At 68.7% G+C, this 18,366-nt stretch carries 12 protein-coding genes; 9 read left to right on the top strand and 3 right to left on the bottom strand.

Annotation, left to right across the window (positions count from 1 at the left end; genetic code table 11):
• Window positions 1-120: 120 nt before the first annotated feature.
• The 3 genes from KVT39_RS29235 to KVT39_RS29245 all read right to left on the bottom strand — a co-directional run bounded on the left by KVT39_RS29235 (window position 121) and on the right by KVT39_RS29245 (window position 5,103).
• Window positions 121-1,854, bottom strand: a complete 1,734-nt coding sequence (locus KVT39_RS29235) for a YadA family autotransporter adhesin (RefSeq protein ID WP_217590785.1) — start codon at window positions 1,852-1,854, stop codon at window positions 121-123.
• A 340-nt stretch (window positions 1,855-2,194) separates the two neighbouring features.
• Window positions 2,195-4,069 carry a gamma-glutamyltransferase gene (ggt, locus tag KVT39_RS29240; RefSeq protein ID WP_217590786.1) on the bottom strand — a complete coding sequence of 625 codons (1,875 nt, stop codon included), beginning with the start codon at window positions 4,067-4,069 and terminating at the stop codon, window positions 2,195-2,197.
• A gap of 71 nt (window positions 4,070-4,140) precedes the next feature.
• Window positions 4,141-5,103 (bottom strand): LysR family transcriptional regulator, encoded by a 963-nt coding sequence (locus KVT39_RS29245; protein WP_034179137.1) that lies wholly within the window; start codon window positions 5,101-5,103, stop codon window positions 4,141-4,143.
• A gap of 154 nt (window positions 5,104-5,257) precedes the next feature.
• Here KVT39_RS29245 and KVT39_RS29250 point away from each other — a divergent pair, with 154 nt between their 5' ends.
• The 9 genes from KVT39_RS29250 to KVT39_RS29290 all read left to right on the top strand — a co-directional run bounded on the left by KVT39_RS29250 (window position 5,258) and on the right by KVT39_RS29290 (window position 18,355).
• On the top strand, window positions 5,258-7,384 hold the full coding sequence (locus KVT39_RS29250) for a 3-hydroxyacyl-CoA dehydrogenase NAD-binding domain-containing protein (protein ID WP_217590787.1): 2,127 nt from the start codon (window positions 5,258-5,260) through the stop codon (window positions 7,382-7,384).
• A 29-nt stretch (window positions 7,385-7,413) separates the two neighbouring features.
• Window positions 7,414-8,622: an acyl-CoA dehydrogenase family protein gene (locus KVT39_RS29255; RefSeq protein ID WP_217590788.1), complete on the top strand. Its 1,209-nt coding sequence runs from the start codon at window positions 7,414-7,416 to the stop codon at window positions 8,620-8,622.
• Window positions 8,623-8,636: 14 nt separating this feature from the next.
• On the top strand, window positions 8,637-9,785 hold the full coding sequence (locus tag KVT39_RS29260) for an acyl-CoA dehydrogenase family protein (RefSeq protein WP_175748959.1): 1,149 nt from the start codon (window positions 8,637-8,639) through the stop codon (window positions 9,783-9,785).
• Window positions 9,786-9,815: 30 nt separating this feature from the next.
• The gene (locus KVT39_RS29265; protein WP_217590789.1) at window positions 9,816-11,021 is read left to right on the top strand and encodes a CaiB/BaiF CoA-transferase family protein; all 1,206 of its coding nucleotides are present in this window, start codon (window positions 9,816-9,818) and stop codon (window positions 11,019-11,021) included.
• A 190-nt stretch (window positions 11,022-11,211) separates the two neighbouring features.
• The gene (locus KVT39_RS29270; protein ID WP_059233105.1) at window positions 11,212-11,517 is read left to right on the top strand and encodes a DUF485 domain-containing protein; all 306 of its coding nucleotides are present in this window, start codon (window positions 11,212-11,214) and stop codon (window positions 11,515-11,517) included.
• Between the two features lie 11 nt (window positions 11,518-11,528).
• The gene (locus KVT39_RS29275; protein ID WP_217590790.1) at window positions 11,529-13,214 is read left to right on the top strand and encodes a cation acetate symporter; all 1,686 of its coding nucleotides are present in this window, start codon (window positions 11,529-11,531) and stop codon (window positions 13,212-13,214) included.
• 401 nt (window positions 13,215-13,615) lie between these two features.
• Window positions 13,616-14,905, top strand: a complete 1,290-nt coding sequence (locus KVT39_RS29280; RefSeq protein WP_034179131.1) for a dicarboxylate/amino acid:cation symporter — start codon at window positions 13,616-13,618, stop codon at window positions 14,903-14,905.
• Between the two features lie 4 nt (window positions 14,906-14,909).
• Window positions 14,910-16,919 carry an ATP-binding protein gene (locus tag KVT39_RS29285; protein ID WP_034179130.1) on the top strand — a complete coding sequence of 670 codons (2,010 nt, stop codon included), beginning with the start codon at window positions 14,910-14,912 and terminating at the stop codon, window positions 16,917-16,919.
• Between the two features lie 80 nt (window positions 16,920-16,999).
• A complete protein-coding gene (locus KVT39_RS29290; RefSeq protein ID WP_175919592.1) occupies window positions 17,000-18,355 on the top strand; it encodes a sigma-54 dependent transcriptional regulator in 1,356 nt (451 codons plus the stop codon).
• Window positions 18,356-18,366: the final 11 nt, after the last annotated feature.

Below are 18,366 nucleotides of genomic sequence, written 5' to 3' on the forward strand. Positions count from 1 at the left end.
TCGGTTTCTGCGCGCCGATCTGCTGCCAGTCGGGCATCGCCTCGAATGGAACGGGCCGGGTTTCGTGTCGATCGAAACCCGGCCCGTTCCGGATGATGCTGTCGGCAATGCCGCGACGGCTTACCAGCGATAGCCTGCGCCGGCGCCGACTGCCACGGTGCCTCGTGTATTGGTCGACCCGGACGCCTTGACGACCCAGCGACCGTTGCGGGTCGCGGTCGACAGGCCGAACGCGACGGCCGACTGACCGCTGTACGTGCCGCCGGCAATCGATACCATGCTTTCGCCCGCCAGCGATGCCTGCGGCAGGTTCGCGATCGCGACGGCGGACGCGATGCCGCCGCTTGCGTCGCGCCGGTAGTGATCGATGTCGGATCGAACGCTGCCGATCTGGTCGTTCAACTGCTGCACGTTCACGGCATCGGTCGGCGCGGTGCCGGCCTTGACGTTGGTGATCTGCCGTTCGTGGCCGGGCGAGCCGACGGAGACCGAGTCGTCGCGATCGGCGACGGAGTTCGCGCCGAGCGCGACCGAATTATTGCCCGATGCCGTCGCATTGTTCCCGAGCGCGACGCCGCCATTGCCGGATGCGTTCGAGTTCTGGCCGAGCGCCATCGAATCCGATCCGGTCGCTCCGGAGCCGTCGCCGAGCTGGGCCAGCTGGTTGCCATGCTCGCCCGTCCACGGTTTGGCGCCGGTGCCGTTCTGCTCGACATTCGTCACGCGAGAATTCAGTGAATCGACGCTGCTCTGGAATTTCTGCTCCATCGCAAAGAGTTGCCCGCCGTTGATGGCCTGCATGCTGCCCGCTGCAATTGCGCCGCCCTTGACGTTGTCGAGCAAGGTGCCGCCGACGCCGCCGAGCGTCGCGCTGCCGAGCGTCAGGTCGTCGTACACGATCGCGCCGAGCGGCTTGCCATTCGGGTCGATCAGGCCGGTCGCCTTGAGCTGCGCGACCGTCACGGCGTCGGTATCGCCGGTGCCGTTCGACAGCCCGGTCAGTGCGCGCGTGCCGTTCGCGCCGGCGACGCTGACCGACGTGCCGCCCTTGTCGGCGCCGATCGAGATCGCGAGGCTCGCCGGGTCCTGCCGGACCAGGCCGGTCGTGCCGTTGTCGAGCCGCGTGCCGAGATCGTCGACGTCGACGCGGAGCGAGTTGACGCGCCCGTCGAGATTCGTCAGTGCGCCGCCGACATTGCTGAAGGATTTGCCGTCGATCTCGTAGCTCGGGCCGCGCACGGTGCCGTCCGCGTTGACGGCGGCATCGCCGCCGAGCGCGTCGACGACGGGCTTGAGCTGCGACAGGTTGGTTGCGTCGGTGTCGCGCGTGCCGGCCCGCAGGTTGACGAGCTGGCGCTCGTTGCCGGTGTTGCCGATCGACACGGTGTTCGTGCGGTCGGCGACGCTGCCCTGGCCGAGTGCGACCGCGCCGTGCGCGCTGACCTTCGTGTCGGCGCCGAGCGCGAGGCCGCGGTTCGCATTGACGTTCGACGATACGCCGAACGCGCTCGAGCGGTCGCCGTAGACGTTCGCGTTTTCGCCGACGGCGACGGTCGCTCGGCCGTCGGCAACGGCTCTCGAGCCGATCGCGATCGCCGAGTTGTCGGCGCCGGTTTCGCCAAGCGCTTTCGCGCCCGGTCCGATCGCAATCGAGCCGGCGCCGGCCGCGATCGGATCGCCGCCGATACCGCCGATAATGACCAGGTTGGTGTCGGCATGGCCGTAGCACGGTGCGAGCGCGGCGAGCGCGAGAGCGAATGCCGTGAGTCTGGCGGCAGGTGTGCGCTTCGGCTTGATCGAAGCGCGCGAGCGTGCGCACGGAATACCGGAGCGAATGGCGATGACGCTTGTCATATGAATCGTAGTCCTGATTGATTGATGTCGTATGTCAGACGGCCGGACGATGCACGTGCGACTCACCGAACGGAGCAGGTACGATGTACCGCCGTCGGTGAAGACATGTCCGTATCGGATGGCCTTGAACCGGGGCAATATACGGTTCGTCGAATGCGCCGTCGATCAGACAGTTACGAAAATGATGACGTCGCTAATGGGACAAATCGTATGGGGGGAGGCTGGCGGGGGCCGTGGCCGCGATTCGATGGGCGGCCACGGATAATCGGTCGTCGGTATGTGTGATGCAAGGAGCGGCGCGTGACGGCTCACGCGCGCTGCCGCGGACGGGGGGCGTCCGTCAATCCCCCATCGCAACCCCTTCGCGCCGTGGGTCCGCGCCGCCGAACCACACGGTCTGCCCCTGCACGTTCAGCCGCTGGATCCCCTGCAGCCCAGAATTCATCTCGACGACCTGCACGTCGTGCCCGCGGCCCTTCAGGCCGTCGGCGAGCGCGTCCGACACGCGGCCGCGCTCGAGCTGGGTCGGCCCGTTCATCGACCCGAAGTTCGGCAGCGCGATCGCCTGCTGCATCGTCATGCCCCAGTCGAGCACGCCGACCAGCGTCTTCGCGACGTGATTGATGATCGCGGGGCCGCCGGCCGAGCCGACGACCATCGTCACCTGCTTCGTCTTCTTGTCGAACACGAGCTCCGGCGACATCGCCGAACGCGGCCGCTTGCCGGGCTGCACGCGGTTCGCGACCGGCCGGCCGTTGTCGTTCGACACGAACGAGAAATCGGTGAGCTGGTTGTTCAGCATGAAGCCGCGCACCATCAGCCGCGAACCGAACGCATCCTCGATGCTCGTCGTCATCGACAGTGCCTGCCCGTAGCGGTCGACGATCGCGATGTCGGACGTCGACGGCAATTCGGGGCTGCGATCGTCGGCCATCGCGAGCGTCGCGCCCTGCGGCGCGCCGGCCTGCACGACGCCCATGCTGCTGTCGCCGATCAGCTGCGCGCGCTGCGCGAGGTAGGTCCTGTCGGTGAGGCTTGCCCAGTTGCCGCCCGGCAGCGGCACGAAATCGGGATCGGCGACATAGCGCGCACGGTCCGCATACGCGAGGCGCCCGGCTTCGCTGAACAGGTGCGCGGCGAACGGCGTCGGCTCGTAGCCGACGTCGTTGCGCACCGGCTTCTGCGCGCCGATCTGCTGCCAGTCGGGCATCGCTTCGAGGATGCCGAGCATCTGCGCGATCGCGAGGCCGCCCGACGACGGCGGCGGCATCCCGCAGACGACCGAGCGCCGGTAGTCGGCGCACAGCGGCGTGCGCACCTTCGCCTTGTAGCGTGCGAGATCCTGGAGCGACAGCAGGCCCGGATTGGTCGGGTGCTTGCGGACCTTGGTGACGATGTCGCGCGCGATCGCGCCGATGTAGAACGCGTTCGCGCCGCGGTCGGCGACCTGGCGCAGCACGGTCGCGAGCGCGGGGTTCTTCAGCACCGTGCCGGCCGCCTTCGGCGTGCCGTCCGGGTTGTAGAAGTACGCACGCGCGGCCGGGTCGTTCTTCAGGTACTTGTCGTTCGCGATCAGTGTCGCGAGCCGCGGGCTGATCGTGAAACCGTGCTCGGCGAGCCGGATCGCGGGCTGGAACAGCCGGCGCCACGGCAGCTTGCCGTGCGCGCGGTGCGCGGCGTCGAGCATGCGCAGCACGCCCGGCGTGCCGACCGAGCGCCCGCCGACGACGCCTTCGTAGAAGCCCATCGGCTGGCCGGTCGGCCCGTAGAACAGGCGGTCGGTCGCGGCGGCCGGCGCGGTTTCGCGGCCGTCGTACGCCTGCGTCGCCTTGCCGTCGAAGTACAGCATGAACGCGCCGCCGCCGATCCCCGACGATTGCGGCTCGACGAGCGCGAGCACCATCTGCGTCGCGATCGCGGCGTCGATCGCGGTGCCGCCGGCCTTCAGCATCTCGTAGCCGGCCTGCGTCGCGAGCGGGTTCGCGGCCGCGATCATGCTGTGCTGCGAAGTCCAGCCCGGCTTGTCGACCCAGCCGGACGACAGCTCGGGCGCATGGAAGCCGGGCAGCGGCACGGCTGCGCCCGACGCGGCGGCCACCGGGACGACGGCGCCCGACGGCGTTGACGGGGACGTGCAGCCGGCGTTGAACGCGACGAACGCGACGGCGGCGAGCAGCGTCCAGGGACGCGAATGCGGACGAATCCGGTCGAACATTGAACCCTCGGCAGCAGTGAATTCGAATGAAGCGATGGTGCGGGCGCAACGGGGCTGCGCGCCCCGGCGCGCTATTGTCGCCGCGAGGCCGGCGGATTGTCATCCGACAGGAAACCCTGACGCATCGCGCCGGGCCCGCCCCGGCCGGCCTTTCCGGCCTGTTCGAGGATGAACTCTATGAACGTCGACGTCGCGCGCGTGTGGTGCCGGTTCGGCATGTAGAGCATGTACATGTGCGTGCCGAAGATGCTGAGCCGGTATGCGTCGAGCGACGTGACGACGGCGCCGCGCCGCATGTCGTCCTGCATCACGTAGTCGGGCACGATGCCGACGCCGATCCCCGCGAGGATCGCCTGGCGCAGGAACAGGAAGTTCTCCGAAATCAGCGTGGGCTCGAGCAGCACCTCGTGCCGCTCGTCGCCGAGATACGCGGCGATCCTGAGCTGGCGGCCCATCACCGTCGCGGTGACGACCGGCGCGGCGGCCAGCGCGCCGAGGCTCGCGGGCATCCCGTGCGCGGCCGCGAACGCAGCCGACGCGCACGCGACGTAGCGCACCGCGCCCATGTCGCGCGCGACGAGGTTCTGCGGCGGCTCGGGCATCACGCGCACCGCGATGTCGATCTCGTCGCGCATCAGGTCTTCCACGCGGTTCTCGAATACGACGTCGAGCACGATGCCCGGATGCAGCCGCTTGAACGCGAGCAGCCATTCGGACATCACCATCTGCCCGTAGCCGCTCGGCACCGACAGCCGCACGCGCCCCTGCAGGTCCTGGCCGAGCGTCGTCACCGATTCCTCCGCGGCGAGCAGCTCGTTGCGGATGCGCCGGCCGTGCTCGTACAGCTTCAGCCCGATCTCGGTCGGCTCGATGCGCCGCGTCGTGCGCCGCACGAGCTGCTGGCCGATCGAGCGCTCGAGCTGGTTCAGCCGGTAGCTGACGTTCGCGCGGCTCATCTTGAGCCGCTGCGCGGCCTTGCTGAGATTGCCGGCGTCGAGGATCTCGACGAGCAGCGTCAGCGCGTTCAGGTCCATGCGTTCGCTCCTGATCCGTCCCGTTTAACGATTGGAAAGCATTCAGTGTCAAGTCAGACTTGACAGCTTGTAAAGGCGAGAGGGAATTGTCAATGAATCTCGATCAATCGAGAATCGGTGCATGTCTGGTGCATATGACAGGACAGGAGACACCATGAATTCATCTGCAACACCCCAAGCCGGCACGGTCACGCGCGAGCGGCGCGACAAGGTGCTCGTCGTCACGATCGACCATCCGCCCGTCAACGCGCTGTCGGCCGACGTGCGGCGCGGCCTCGCCGACGCGCTCGACGCCGCGCAGGCCGACGACGCGATCCGCGCGGTGCTGATCGTCGGCGCCGGCCGCAACTTCATCGCGGGCGCCGACATTCGCGAATTCGGCAAGCCGCCCGTGCCGCCGTCGCTGCCGGATGTGTGCGAGCGGATCGAGTCCAGCGCGAAGCCGGTCGTGGTCGCGCTGCACGGTGCGACGCTCGGCGGCGGCCTCGAAGTCGCGCTGGCCGCGCATTACCGGCTCGCGGTGCCCGGCGCGAAGCTCGGGCTGCCCGAAGTCACGCTCGGCCTGCTGCCCGGCGCGGGCGGCACGCAGCGTACGCCGCGCCTGATCGGCGCAAAGGCCGCGCTCGACCTGATGCTGACGGGCCGCCACGCGAGCGCGGACGAAGCGCTCGCGCTCGGCCTCGTCGATCGCGTCGCGCACAGCGACGACACGCTCGCCGAAGGCCTTGCCTATGCGCAGGAACTCGTGTCGCTCGGCGCGCCGGTGCGCCGCACGCGCGATGCGCAGGGGCTCGCCGATCGCGCGGCCGCGCAGGCCGCGATCGACGCGGCGCGCGCGGAACTGCCGAAGAAGTCGCGCGGGCTGTTCTCGCCGGCGAAGATCGTCGAAGCGGTCGAGGCCGCGCTCACGCAGTCGTTCGACGCGGGGATGACGTTCGAACGCAGCCTGTTCCTGCAGTGCATCGACAGCCCGCAGCGCGCGGGCCTCGTGCATGCGTTCTTCGCGGAACGCGAAGCCGCGAAGGCGCCCGAGGCGCGGCGTGCGAGCGCGCGGCCGGTCGAGCGGATCGGCGTGGTCGGCGGCGGCACGATGGGCGCGGGCATCGCGGTCGCGGCGCTCGACGCCGGGCTGCCGGTGACGATGATCGAACGCGACGAAGCGTCGCTCGCGCGCGGCCGCGCGCACGTCGAGAAGGTGTACGACGGCCTCGTCGCGAAAGGGCGGATGACGCCGGCCGCGCACGCGGCGCGGCTCGCGCGCTTCAAGGGCAGCACGTCGTACGACGCGCTCGCGCAGGCCGATGTCGTGATCGAGGCCGTGTTCGAGGACATGGCCGTGAAGAAGGCCGTGTTCGCCGAACTCGCGCGCGTCTGCAAGCCGGGCGCGGTGCTCGCGACCAACACGTCGTATCTCGACATCGACGAGCTGGCCGCGAGCATCGACCGGCCGGCCGACGTGATCGGCCTGCATTTCTTCTCGCCGGCCAACGTGATGAAGCTGCTCGAGATCGTCGTGCCGGCGCGCGTCAGCGCGGACGTCGTCGCGACCGCGTTCGCGCTTGCCAAGCAGTTGAAGAAGACGCCGGTGCGCGCAGGCGTATGCGACGGCTTCATCGGCAACCGGATCCTCGCCGTCTATCGCACGGCGGCCGACTACCTGATGGAAGACGGCGCGTCGCCGTACCAGATCGATCGCGCAGTGCGCGAATTCGGCTTCCCGATGGGGCCGTTCCAGGTGGTCGATCTCGCGGGCGGCGACATCGGCTGGGCGACCCGCAAGCGCCGCGCGGCGACGCGCGATCCGCGCGCGCGCTACGTGGAGATTTCCGACCGGCTGTGCGAGCGCGGCTGGTTCGGGCAGAAGACGTCGCGCGGCTACTACCTGTATCCGGACGGCGCGCGCGTCGGCACGCCGGACCCGGAAGTCGAAGCGATCGTCGCGGCAGAACGCGCGAAGAAGGGCGTCGCGCCGCGCACGTTCACCGACGACGAAATCCTGCGCCGCTACCTCGCCGCGATGATCAACGAAGGCGCGAACGTCGTGCACGAAAAGATCGCGCTGCGCCCGCTCGATGTCGACGCGGTGTTCCTGTACGGCTACGGCTTCCCGCGTTATCGCGGCGGACCGATGCACTACGCGGACACGCTCGGCCTCGCGAACGTGCTCGCCGATATCCGCGCGTTCGCGAAGGAGGATCCGCTGTTCTGGAAGCCGTCGCCGCTGATCGTCGAACTCGTCGCGCGTGGCGCGGATTTCGCGAGCCTGAACCGCATCGACTGAACGCCAACCGCATTCGCAACGGACCGAAGATGGACCTCAATTTCACTCCCGAAGAGGAAGCCTTCCGCACGGAAGTGCAGCGCTTCCTGCAAGCGGAACTGCCCGAGCGCATCGCGCGCAAGGTGAAGGGCGGCCTGCACCTCACGCGCGACGACATGCGCGAATGGCACGCGACACTCAACGCGCGCGGCTGGCTCGCGAGCCACTGGCCGCGCGAATACGGCGGCCCCGGCTGGAGCGTCGCGCAGAAGTTCCTGTTCGACAACGAATGCGCGCTCGCCGGTGCGCCGCGCATCGTGCCGTTCGGCGTGAACATGCTCGGCCCGGTGTTGATCAAGTACGGCAGCGAGGCGCAAAAGCGCCACTGGCTGCCGCGCATCCTCGACGGCACCGACTGGTGGTGCCAGGGTTACTCGGAGCCGGGCGCCGGTTCCGATCTCGCGGCGGTGAAGACGAGCGCGGTGCGCGGAATCGACGCGCAGGGCGAGCACTACATCGTGAACGGGCAGAAGACGTGGACCACGCTCGGCCACTACGCGAACATGATCTTCTGCCTCGTGCGCACCGCGACCGACGTGCGCAAGCAGGAGGGCATCAGCTTCCTGCTGATCGACATGAACACGCCGGGCGTCGACGTGCGTCCGATCATCACGCTCGACGGCGAGCACGAGGTGAACGAGGTGTTCTTCACCGACGTGCGCGTGCCGGCGGAAAACCTCGTCGGCGAAGAGAACCGCGGCTGGACCTACGCGAAATTCCTGCTCACGTACGAGCGCACCAACATCGCCGGGATCGGCTTCTCGACGGCCGCGCTCGATCGGCTGCGCGCGGTGGCCGCGAAGGTGACGAAGAACGGCAGGCCGCTCGCGGACGATCCGTTCTTCGCGGCGCGCGTCGCGCGCGTCGAGATCGAGCTCGAGAACATGCGCACGACCAACCTGCGCGTGCTGGCCGCGGTCGCGGGCGGCGGCGCGCCGGGCGCGGAAAGCTCGATGCTGAAGATCCGCGGCACGCAGATCCGCCAGGAGATCGCGTCGCTGATGCGGCGCGCGATGGGGCCGTACGCGCAGCCGTTCGTCGACGAAGCGCTCGATGCGGACTACGACGGCGAACCGGTCGGCCCGGACGATGCCGCGAGCGCCGCGCAGCAGTACTTCAACAACCGGAAGCTGTCGATCTTCGGCGGCTCGAACGAGATCCAGAAGAACATCATCGCGAAGATGATGCTCGGGCTGTAACGAGGAGCGCGACGATGGATTTCCAGCACACAGAAGACCGCCGGATGCTGGCGGACACGTTGAACCGCTTCATCGCCGAACAGTACGCGTTCCCGGTGCGCGATCGCATCGCGCAGTCGGCCGAAGGCTTCGATCGCGCGATGTGGCAGCGCTTTGCCGAGCTCGGCACGGTCGGCGCGCTGTTTGCCGAAGCCGACGGCGGCTTCGGCGGCGCGGGCTTCGATATCGCGGTGGTGTTCGAATGCCTCGGGCGCGGGCTCGTCGTCGAGCCGTTCCTCGGCGCGCTGCTGGCTGGCCGCGCGCTGTCGCTCGCCGGCGGCGATGCGCATCGCGACAAGCTCGCGGCGCTGATCGACGGCAGCGCGAGCGCCGCGTTCGCGCACGACGAGCCGGGCTCGCACTACGAACTGACGACCGTGCGCACGCGCGCCGAACGCTCGGGCGACGGCTGGGTGCTGACGGGCGCGAAGGGCGTCGTCGACCAGGCCGCGCAGGCGGCGTTCTTCGTCGTCAGCGCGCGCGTGTCCGGCCACGACGACGATGCGGCCGGCATCGGCCTGTTCGTCGTGCCGGCCGATGCGCCGGGCGTATCGCTGCGCGATTACCGGAAGATCGACGGCGGCCGCGCGGCCGAGGTGCGCTTCGATCGCGTTGCACTGCCGGTCGATGCCGCGCTCGGCGATCCGGACGTCGAGCGCGACGGCGAAGCGGGCGCTGCGCTGCTCGAACGCGTGCTCGGCTACGGGCTGCTCGCGCTGTCGGCGGAAGCGCTCGGCGCGATGGACGTCGCGAAGGAACACACGCTCGACTACTTGCGCACGCGCAAGCAGTTCGGTTTGCCGATCGGCAGTTTCCAGGCGCTGCAGCACCGGATGGCCGACCTGCTGCTCGAAGTCGAGCAGGCGCGCTCGGCCGTGATCAACGCGGCCGCGCAGCTCGATGCGCCGCGCGCGGTGCGCGAACGCGCGCTCGCGGCAGCGAAATACAGCATCGGCCGGATCGGCACGCTCGTCGCCGAGGAGAGCATTCAGTTGCACGGCGGGATCGGGATGACGTGGGAGCTGCCGCTGTCGCATTACGCGAAGCGCCTCGTGATGATCGATCACCAGCTCGGCGACGAGGATCACCATCTCGCGCGCTACATCGCGTTGTCCAAACAGTAAAAGCGCGCAGCGCGAATGGAGGAGACAAGGATGACGAACGAACCGCGCGCATTGCCGCTGGCCGGCGTGAAGGTGCTCGATTTCTCGCGCGTGCTCGCGGGCCCGTGGTGCGCGATGGTGCTCGCCGACTTCGGCGCGGAAGTGATCAAGGTCGAGCATCCGGCGCGCGGTGACGATACGCGCGACTGGGGGCTGCGGATCGGCGATACCGAGACGACTTACTTCAACAGCGTGAATCGCAGCAAGCGTTCGATCTGCGTGGACCTGCAGACCGAAGAAGGGCAGCGCGTCGCGCGCGAGCTGGCCGCGCAGGCCGACGTGCTGGTCCACAACTTCAAGTTCGGCGGCGCGGAAAAGCTCGGCCTCGGCTATGACGCGCTGGCCGAACTGAACCCGCGCCTCGTGCACTGCGCGATTTCCGGCTACGACCGTTCGGGCGCCGAGGCCGCGCGGCCCGGTTACGACCTCGTCGTGCAGGGCGAGGCAGGGCTGATGGCGCTGAACGGCGAGGCCGGCCAGCCGCCGCTGAAGTTCGGCGTCGCGGCGGTCGACCTGTTCACCGGCATGTATTCGGCGCAGGCGATCCTCGCCGCGCTGTACGAGCGTCATGCAACCGGGCGCGGGCGGCGCATCGAGATGGCGCTGTTCGACTGCGGGCTGATGATCACCGCGTACTACGGGCTCGATGCGCTGCTGATGGGCGAGGACCCGCCGCGCTACGGCAACGCGCATCCGTCGATCGTGCCGTATGGCGTGTTCGACGCGGCCGACGGCCCGCTCGTGATCACCGTCGGCAACAACACGCAGTTCGCGCGCTTCTGCGAGGTGATCGAGCGGCCCGACCTCGCGGCTGACGCGCGCTACAAGACCAATCTCGGCCGCTCGGAAAACCGCGCGGACCTGCTGCCCGAGCTTCGCCGCGAACTCGCGCGCCGGTCGCGCGCGACGCTGCTTGCGGCGCTCGCCGACGCGGGCATTCCGTGCGGTGAAGTGCTTGGGTTGCACGAAGCGCTGAGGTCCGAGCGCGCGACCAGCGCGGGGCTCGTCACGCGGCAGCCGCATCCGGTCGCGGGCGGTGTCGACGTGCTCGCGCCACCGTATCGTTTCGACGGCGCACGGCTGCCGGTGCGCGGCGCGCCGCCGGTGCTGGGCGCGGATACGGACGCGGTGCTCGGCGGCTGGCTCGGGATGTCGTCCGATGAGGTTGCGCGGCTGCGTGCGGATCGCATCGTGTAACGCGTTTTTTACCGCCGCGGCGCGGGCGGATCGATTGACGCGCCGGCCATTCACAAGACAACCCTCGCGAAACGACGAGGGGCCCTGCGGGGACTGGGGGCGGCGTTCAAGCGCCAAATCCGGTCGACCGCGAAGCATGGGACCGGAGTAAGGCGCCAAAGCGCCAACTCCGGTCCACATAGGAGACACCATGGAGCTTTCCGTCATCGAATCGGTCACGGCGCGCCGCGACTACCAGCAACTCGTGCGTGCGCGGCGCCGCTTCAGCTTCACGCTGACGGCGCTGATGATCGCGACCTACTACGGCTTCATCCTGCTCGTCGCGCTCGCGCCGCACGTGCTCGCGGCGCCGCTGTATCGCGGCGCGACGACGACGGTCGGGATCGCCGTGGGCGTCGCGATCATCCTGGTCGCGATCGGCCTGACCGCGTGCTACGTGCTGCGCGCGAATCGTGCGTTCGACCGCCGGGTCGACGCGATCCTGCAGCGTTCCTGACGGAGGCCGACATGCGACGCACATCGATCGCGCTCGGCGCGCTTGCCATTCTCGTTTCCTCCGCCGCCCATGCGGTATCGGTCGCGGGCCCGATGCCCGACAAGGTCGAGCTGAACCCGGTCGCGATCGGGATGTTCTTCGCGTTCGTGTTCGCGACGCTCGCGCTCACGCGCTGGGCCGCGCGCCGCACGCGCTCGACACGCGACTTCTACACGGCCGGCGGCGGCATCACCGGGCTGCAGAACGGCCTCGCGATCGCGGGCGACTACATGTCGGCCGCGTCGTTCCTCGGGCTGTCCGGCATGGTGTTCATGTTCGGCTTCGACGGGCTCATCTATTCAATCGGCTTTCTGGTCGGCTGGCCGTTCGTGATGTTCCTGATCGCCGAGCCGCTGCGCAACCTCGGCAAGTTCACGTTCGTCGACGTCGTCGCGTACCGCTTCGCGCAGCGGCCGATCCGGCTGCTGACCTCCGCGAACGCGCTGACGATCGTCGTGCTGTACCTCGTCGTGCAGATGGTCGGCGCGGGCAAGCTGATCCAGCTGCTGTTCGGGCTGTCGTACGGCACGGCGGAGCTGATCGTCGGCGTGCTGATGGTCGTCTACGTGTTCTTCGGCGGGATGACCGCGACCACCTGGGTGCAGGTGATCAAGGCCGTGCTGCTGCTGTGCGGCGCGACGCTGCTCGTGTTGCTCGCGCTCGGCGAATTCGGCTTCAGCGTCGACGAGATGTTCCGCCGCGCGGTGGCCGTGCATCCGGGCGCGCTCGGCATCATGGGGCCCGGCAAACTGATCCGCGATCCGGCCAACGCGCTGTCGCTCGGCATCGCGCTGATGTTCGGCACGGCCGGCTTCCCGCACATCCTGATGCGCTTCTTCACGGTGCCGAACGCGAAGGAGGCGCGCAAGTCGGTGCTCTACGCGACCGGCTTCATCGGCTACTTCTACCTGCTGACCTTCGTGATCGGCTTCTCGGCGATCGTGCTGCTCGCGCAGCATCCCGAGTTCTTCAAGCTCGGCGCGAACGGCACGTTCAACCTCACGCACGACCTGCTCGGCGGCTCGAACATGGTCGCGGTGAAGCTCGCGCAGGCGGTCGGCGGGAACTGGTTCTACGGTTTTATCGCGGCCGTCACGTTCGCGACGATCCTCGCGGTGGTCGCGGGCCTGACGCTCGCCGGCGCGACGACGATCTCGCACGACCTGTATGCGCAGATGTGGGCGCGCGGCAAGCCCGACGAGCGCCTGGAGATGCGCATCTCGCGCGCGGCGACGATCGTGCTGTCGGCCGTCGCGATCGGGCTGTCGATCCTGTTCGAGCATGTGAACGTCGCGTTCATGGTCGGGCTCGTCGCGGCGGTGGCCGCGAGCGCGAATTTCCCGGTGCTTGCGATGTCGATCTTCTGGCGCGGGATGACGACGCGCGGCGCGGTGCTCGGCGGCGGCCTCGGCCTCGCGTCGGCGGTGGTGCTCACGGTGCTGTCGAAGTCGGTGTGGGTCGACGTGCTGCACCACGCGCACGCGCCGGTGTTCCTCGACAACCCGGCGCTCGTGTCGGTGCCGCTCGCGTTCATCGGGATCGTCGTCGGCTCGCTCGCGGATCGCAGCGAGCGCGCGCGACGCGAGCGCGACGCGTTCGCGCAGCAGGAGTTCTACGCGCAAACCGGCCTGCTGGCCGGCGAGGCCGTGCAGCACTGATTCGTCTGATCAAAGTGCCAATCCGTCCGGATCGCCGGACGGATATTTTCCGGAAATCCGGAATCCCGGATTTCCTTGCCTGCCGCATTATGAGAAATACAATGAAAACAATGGTTTGAGGGGTTACGGAAACCTGGCATCGACCTTGCGATATAAAACGCACGGCCGCCCACTCGGCCTGACTATTAAACCAAGCGTTGCATGGGACCCAAGTAAGCGCTGAAGCGCTAACTCGGGTCGACAGGAGACAATCGATGACCACTGCCTTCCTCCCCCTCCGGATGTCGTGAGGCATCGCTTGTTGCGGCACGGCAGCCGCGCGGGCGAATGCTCTTCCCCTGACATTCGCCTGCGCGCGTGACGCCGTATCCACCGGCTCATCTACTTCAGCAGGAACCATCGTGAAGAAGAAACCCTTCTACAAAGTGCTCTATGTGCAGGTGATCTTCGCCATCATCGTCGGCGTGATCCTCGGCCACTACTACCCGGCGCTCGCCACCGACATGAAACCGCTCGGCGACGGGTTCATCAAGCTGATCAAGATGGTGATCGGTCCGATCATCTTCTGTACGGTCGTCACCGGCATCGCCGGCATGGAGGACATGAAGAAGGTCGGCCGCGTCGGCGGCAAGGCGCTGCTGTACTTCGAGGTCGTGTCGACCTTCGCGCTGCTGCTCGGCCTCGCGGCCACGCACATCCTGCGTCCGGGCGTCGGCTTCAACATCGACCCGGCGACGCTCGACGGCAAGGCCGTCGCGTCGTACGCGGCGAAGGCGCACGGGCAGTCGACGGTCGACTTCCTGATGCACATCATCCCGAACACGATGGTCGATGCGTTCGCGCAGGGCGAAATCCTGCAGATCCTGCTGATCGCGCTGCTGTTCGGTAGCGTGCTCGCGCACCTCGGCGAGCGCGGCAAGGTCGTCACCGACTTCATCGACGGGCTCACGCGCGTGCTGTTCGGCATCGTGCACATCGTCACGAAGCTGGCACCGATCGGCGCGTTCGGCGCGATGGCGTTCACGATCGGCAAGTACGGCGTCGGCTCGCTGGTGCCGCTGCTCAAGCTGATCGGCACGTTCTACCTGACGTCGGTCGTGTTCGTGCTCGTCGTGCTCGGCGCGATCGCGCGCTTCACGGGCTTCTCGATCATCCGCTTCGTGTCCTACATCAAGGAAGAGCTGCTGATCGTGCTCGGCACGAGCTCGTCGGAAGCCGCGCTGCCGCAGTTGATGGAAAAGCTCGAGAAGGCCGGCTGCTCGCGTTCGGTCGTCGGCCTCGTCGTGCCGACCGGCTATTCGTTCAACCTCGACGGCACCAACATCTACATGACGATGGCCGTGCTGTTCATCGCGCAGGCGACCAACATCGAACTGACGTGGATGCAGCAGCTCACGCTGCTGGCGGTTGCGATGCTGACGTCGAAGGGCGCGAGCGGCGTGACGGGCGCGGGCTTCATCACGCTCGCCGCGACGCTGGCCGTCGTGCCGACGATCCCGCTGTCGGGCATGGTGCTGATCCTCGGCATCGACCGCTTCATGAGCGAATGCCGCGCGCTGACCAACATCGTCGGCAACGGCGTCGCGACGGTCGTCGTGTCCGCCTGGGAGAAGGAGCTCGACCGCAACAAGCTGCGCCAGGCGCTGAAGGGCGGCGGCGAAGTCTCGGCGACCGAGACGGCCGGCGTCTGACGTCGTGAAGGAGCAGGCGGCGGCACCGCCCGCCGGCGGCGCGGCACGCGGCGGCCGAGGCGTTGACAGGGAGGCCTATGACACAATAGGCGATCCGCATCGCCAGGAAGCCTCGACCGTGAAGCGCCGCCTGCTCATCCTCGTCGTGCTTGCCGCCGCGCTCGTCGCGGCGTGCGCGCTGACGTGGACGATTACCTGGCAACGCGGCGTCGCCGAGTTGCAGCGCAACGCCGCGGTGCGCGTCGACCGCACCACCAACGCGCTCAAGAGCACGCTCGACCGCTACGAATCGCTGCCCTATCTGCTCGGCAGCCATCCGTATGTGCAGGACCTGCTCGCCGAGCCGAAGCGCGGCGACTACACCGCACGCGTCAACCGCTATCTCGAAGATCTCAACGAACACGCGCACGCGACCGTCACCTACGTGATCGGCGCGGACGGCCTGTGCGTCGCCGCCAGCAACTGGCGCGCGCCCGACAGCTTCGTCGGGATCGAATACCGTTTCCGCCCCTACTTCCTCGACGCGATGAACGGCCGGGTCGGCCGCTTCTTCGGGATCGGCACGATCTCGCGCGATCCCGGCTACTACATCTCGCAGCCCGTATGGCGCGACGGCAAGATCGCGGGCGTCGTGGTCGTGAAGCTCAATCTCGAATGGTTCCAGGGCGCTGACGCGTCCGAGCCGCTCGTCGTCGCGGACGATCACGGCGTCGTGTTCCTGTCGTCGGTGCCCGCGTGGAAATACCACACGCTGCGGCCGTTGACGGGGCCCGTCGCCGCGTCGATCTACGAGACGCGCCAGTACGCGCAGCAGCCCGTCACACCGCTGCCGCTGCGCATCGAGCAGACGCTCGGCGCCGATGCGGAGATCGTGCGCCTCGGCGCGGGCCTGCGCGCGCCGCGCTTCCTGGCCAGCAAGCGGCGGATCGGCGAGCCCGACTGGCTGCTCGTCACGCTCGCGCCGATCGCGCCGATCGACGCCGATGCGCGCAACGCGACGATCGTCACGGGCTTCGGTTTCGTGTCGGTCGCGCTGCTCGCGTTCTACTGGCGGATGCGCCGCGCGCGCGTGCGCGAAATGATCCGCGGCCGCGCGCTGTTGCAGCAGGCGTATGCGGAGCTGAACCGGCGCGTCGAGGAGCGCACGGCCGACCTGTCGGAAGCGAACGAGCAGTTGCAGAAGGAAGTCGGCGACCGGATCCGCGCGGAGCAGGAGCTGCGCGCCGCGCACGACGAACTGATCCAGGCGAGCAAGCTGGCCGCGCTCGGCCAGATGGCGGCCGGCATCACGCATGAACTGAACCAGCCGCTCGCGGCGCTGCGCAGCTTCTCGGACAACACGCGCGTGCTGCTCGATCGCGGCGAGCAGGCGGCCGCGCGCGAGAACCTCGAGGCGATCGCCGCGCTCACCGAGCGGATGGGCAAGATCACGAACCAGTTGAAGCTGTTCGTCGGCCGTGCGAAGCCGCGCAACGAGCGGGCGCTCGTCGTGCGTGCGCTGCGCAGCGTACTGTCGCTGCTCGGCGATCGCCTGCGCGGCGTCGCACTCACGCTGACGCTGCAGGACGCGACCGTATCGCCCGCGCACGGCGTGCCGCTCGATCTGGCGCGCGACTACCCCGAGCTTGTCGCACGTTGCGAGGACCTGCGCCTCGAGCAGGTGCTGATCAACCTGCTCGGCAACGCACTCGACGCGGTCGCGGGCATCGCGGCGCCCGCGATCGAAGTGACGATCGCGGTGTCGGCCGCGACGCTCGCGGTCGAGGTGCGCGACAACGGCCCCGGCATCGCGCCCGACCTGTTGCCGCGCCTGTTCGAGCCGTTCTTCACGACCAAGGAAATGGGGCGCGGGCTCGGGCTCGGCCTCGCGATCTCGTCGTCGATCGCGAGCGACGCGGGCGGTGCGCTGACCGCGCGCAACGCGCCGTCGGGCGGCGCGCTGTTCGTCTTGACGCTGCGGCGCGCGCGCACGCATCATCCGGACTCCGTGTCCGAGCCGGCGGGCTCGCACTAGGCCCGGTCGGCGAACGACCGGCATCAACGCCGCCGCGCGCGCAACACTGCCGCGCGGCCCGTCAGGAGCAAGTGAGTACGATGGCCAACCGGCTGCAAGTGATCTATATCGAAGACGATGCGCTCGTTCGCCGGGCGAGCGTGCAGAGCCTTCAGCTGGCGGGCTTCGACGTCGCCGGCTTCGAGTCGGCCGAAGCGGCCGAGAAGGCGATCGTCGCGGACACCGCGGGCGCGATCGTCAGCGACATCCGGCTGCCCGGCGCAAGCGGGCTCGACGTGCTCGCGCAGTGCCGCGAGCGCGTGCCCGACGTGCCCGTGATCCTCGTCACCGGGCACGGCGACATCTCGATGGCCGTGCAGGCGATGCGCGACGGCGCGTACGACTTCATCGAAAAGCCGTTCGCGGCCGAGCGCCTGATCGAGACGGTGCGCCGCGCGCTCGAGCGGCGCGAGCTCGTGCTCGAGAACCATGCGCTGCGGCGCGAGCTGGCCGGGCAGAACGTCGTCGCGCCGCGCATCATCGGCCGCAGCCCCGCGATCGAGCAGGTGCGCAAGCTGATCGCGAACGTCGCGCCGACCGATGCGTCGGTGCTGATCAACGGCGACACCGGCGCCGGCAAGGAACTGATCGCGCGCAGCCTGCACGAGCTGTCGCCGCGCCGCGACAAGCCGTTCATCGCGGTGAATTGCGGCGCGCTGCCCGAGCCGATGTTCGAGTCGGAGATGTTCGGCTACGAGCCCGGCGCGTTCACCGGCGCCGCGAAGCGGCGCGTCGGCAAGCTCGAATACGCGTCCGGCGGCACGCTGTTCCTCGACGAAATCGAAAGCATGCCGCTCGCGCTGCAGGTGAAGCTGCTGCGGGTGCTGCAGGACGGCGTGCTGGAGCGGCTCGGCTCGAACCAGCCGATCCGCGTGAACTGCCGCGTCGTCGCGGCCGCGAAGGGCGACATGAGCGAACTCGTCGCGGCCGGTACGTTTCGGCGCGACCTGCTGTACCGGCTCAACGTCGTGACGATCGCGCTGCCGCCGCTCGCCGAGCGCCGCGAGGACATCGTGCCGCTGTTCGAGCACTTCATGCTCGATGCGGCCGTGCGCTACGGGCGGCCCGCGCCCGTGCTGACCGACCGGCAGCGCGCGAGCCTGATGCAGCGCGACTGGCCCGGCAACGTGCGCGAGCTGCACAACGCGGCCGACCGCTTCGTGCTCGGCGTGGCCGACATGCCGCAGGAAGCGGGCGCGGGCGGCGACGCTGCCGACAACGAGCAGACGCTGAAGGAGCGCATCGAGCAGTTCGAGCGCGCGGTGATCGCCGAGGCGCTGAATCAGACCGGCGGCGCGGTCGCCGCGACGGCCGACCGGCTGCATGTCGGCAAGGCGACGCTGTACGAGAAGATGAAGCGCTACGGGCTGTCGGCGAAAGGCGAAACCGAGCGCTGAAAAGCAAACGG

This window comes from Burkholderia sp. GbtcB21 (assembly GCF_019091065.1).
GTDB classification, from domain to species: domain Bacteria; phylum Pseudomonadota; class Gammaproteobacteria; order Burkholderiales; family Burkholderiaceae; genus Burkholderia; species Burkholderia pyrrocinia_C.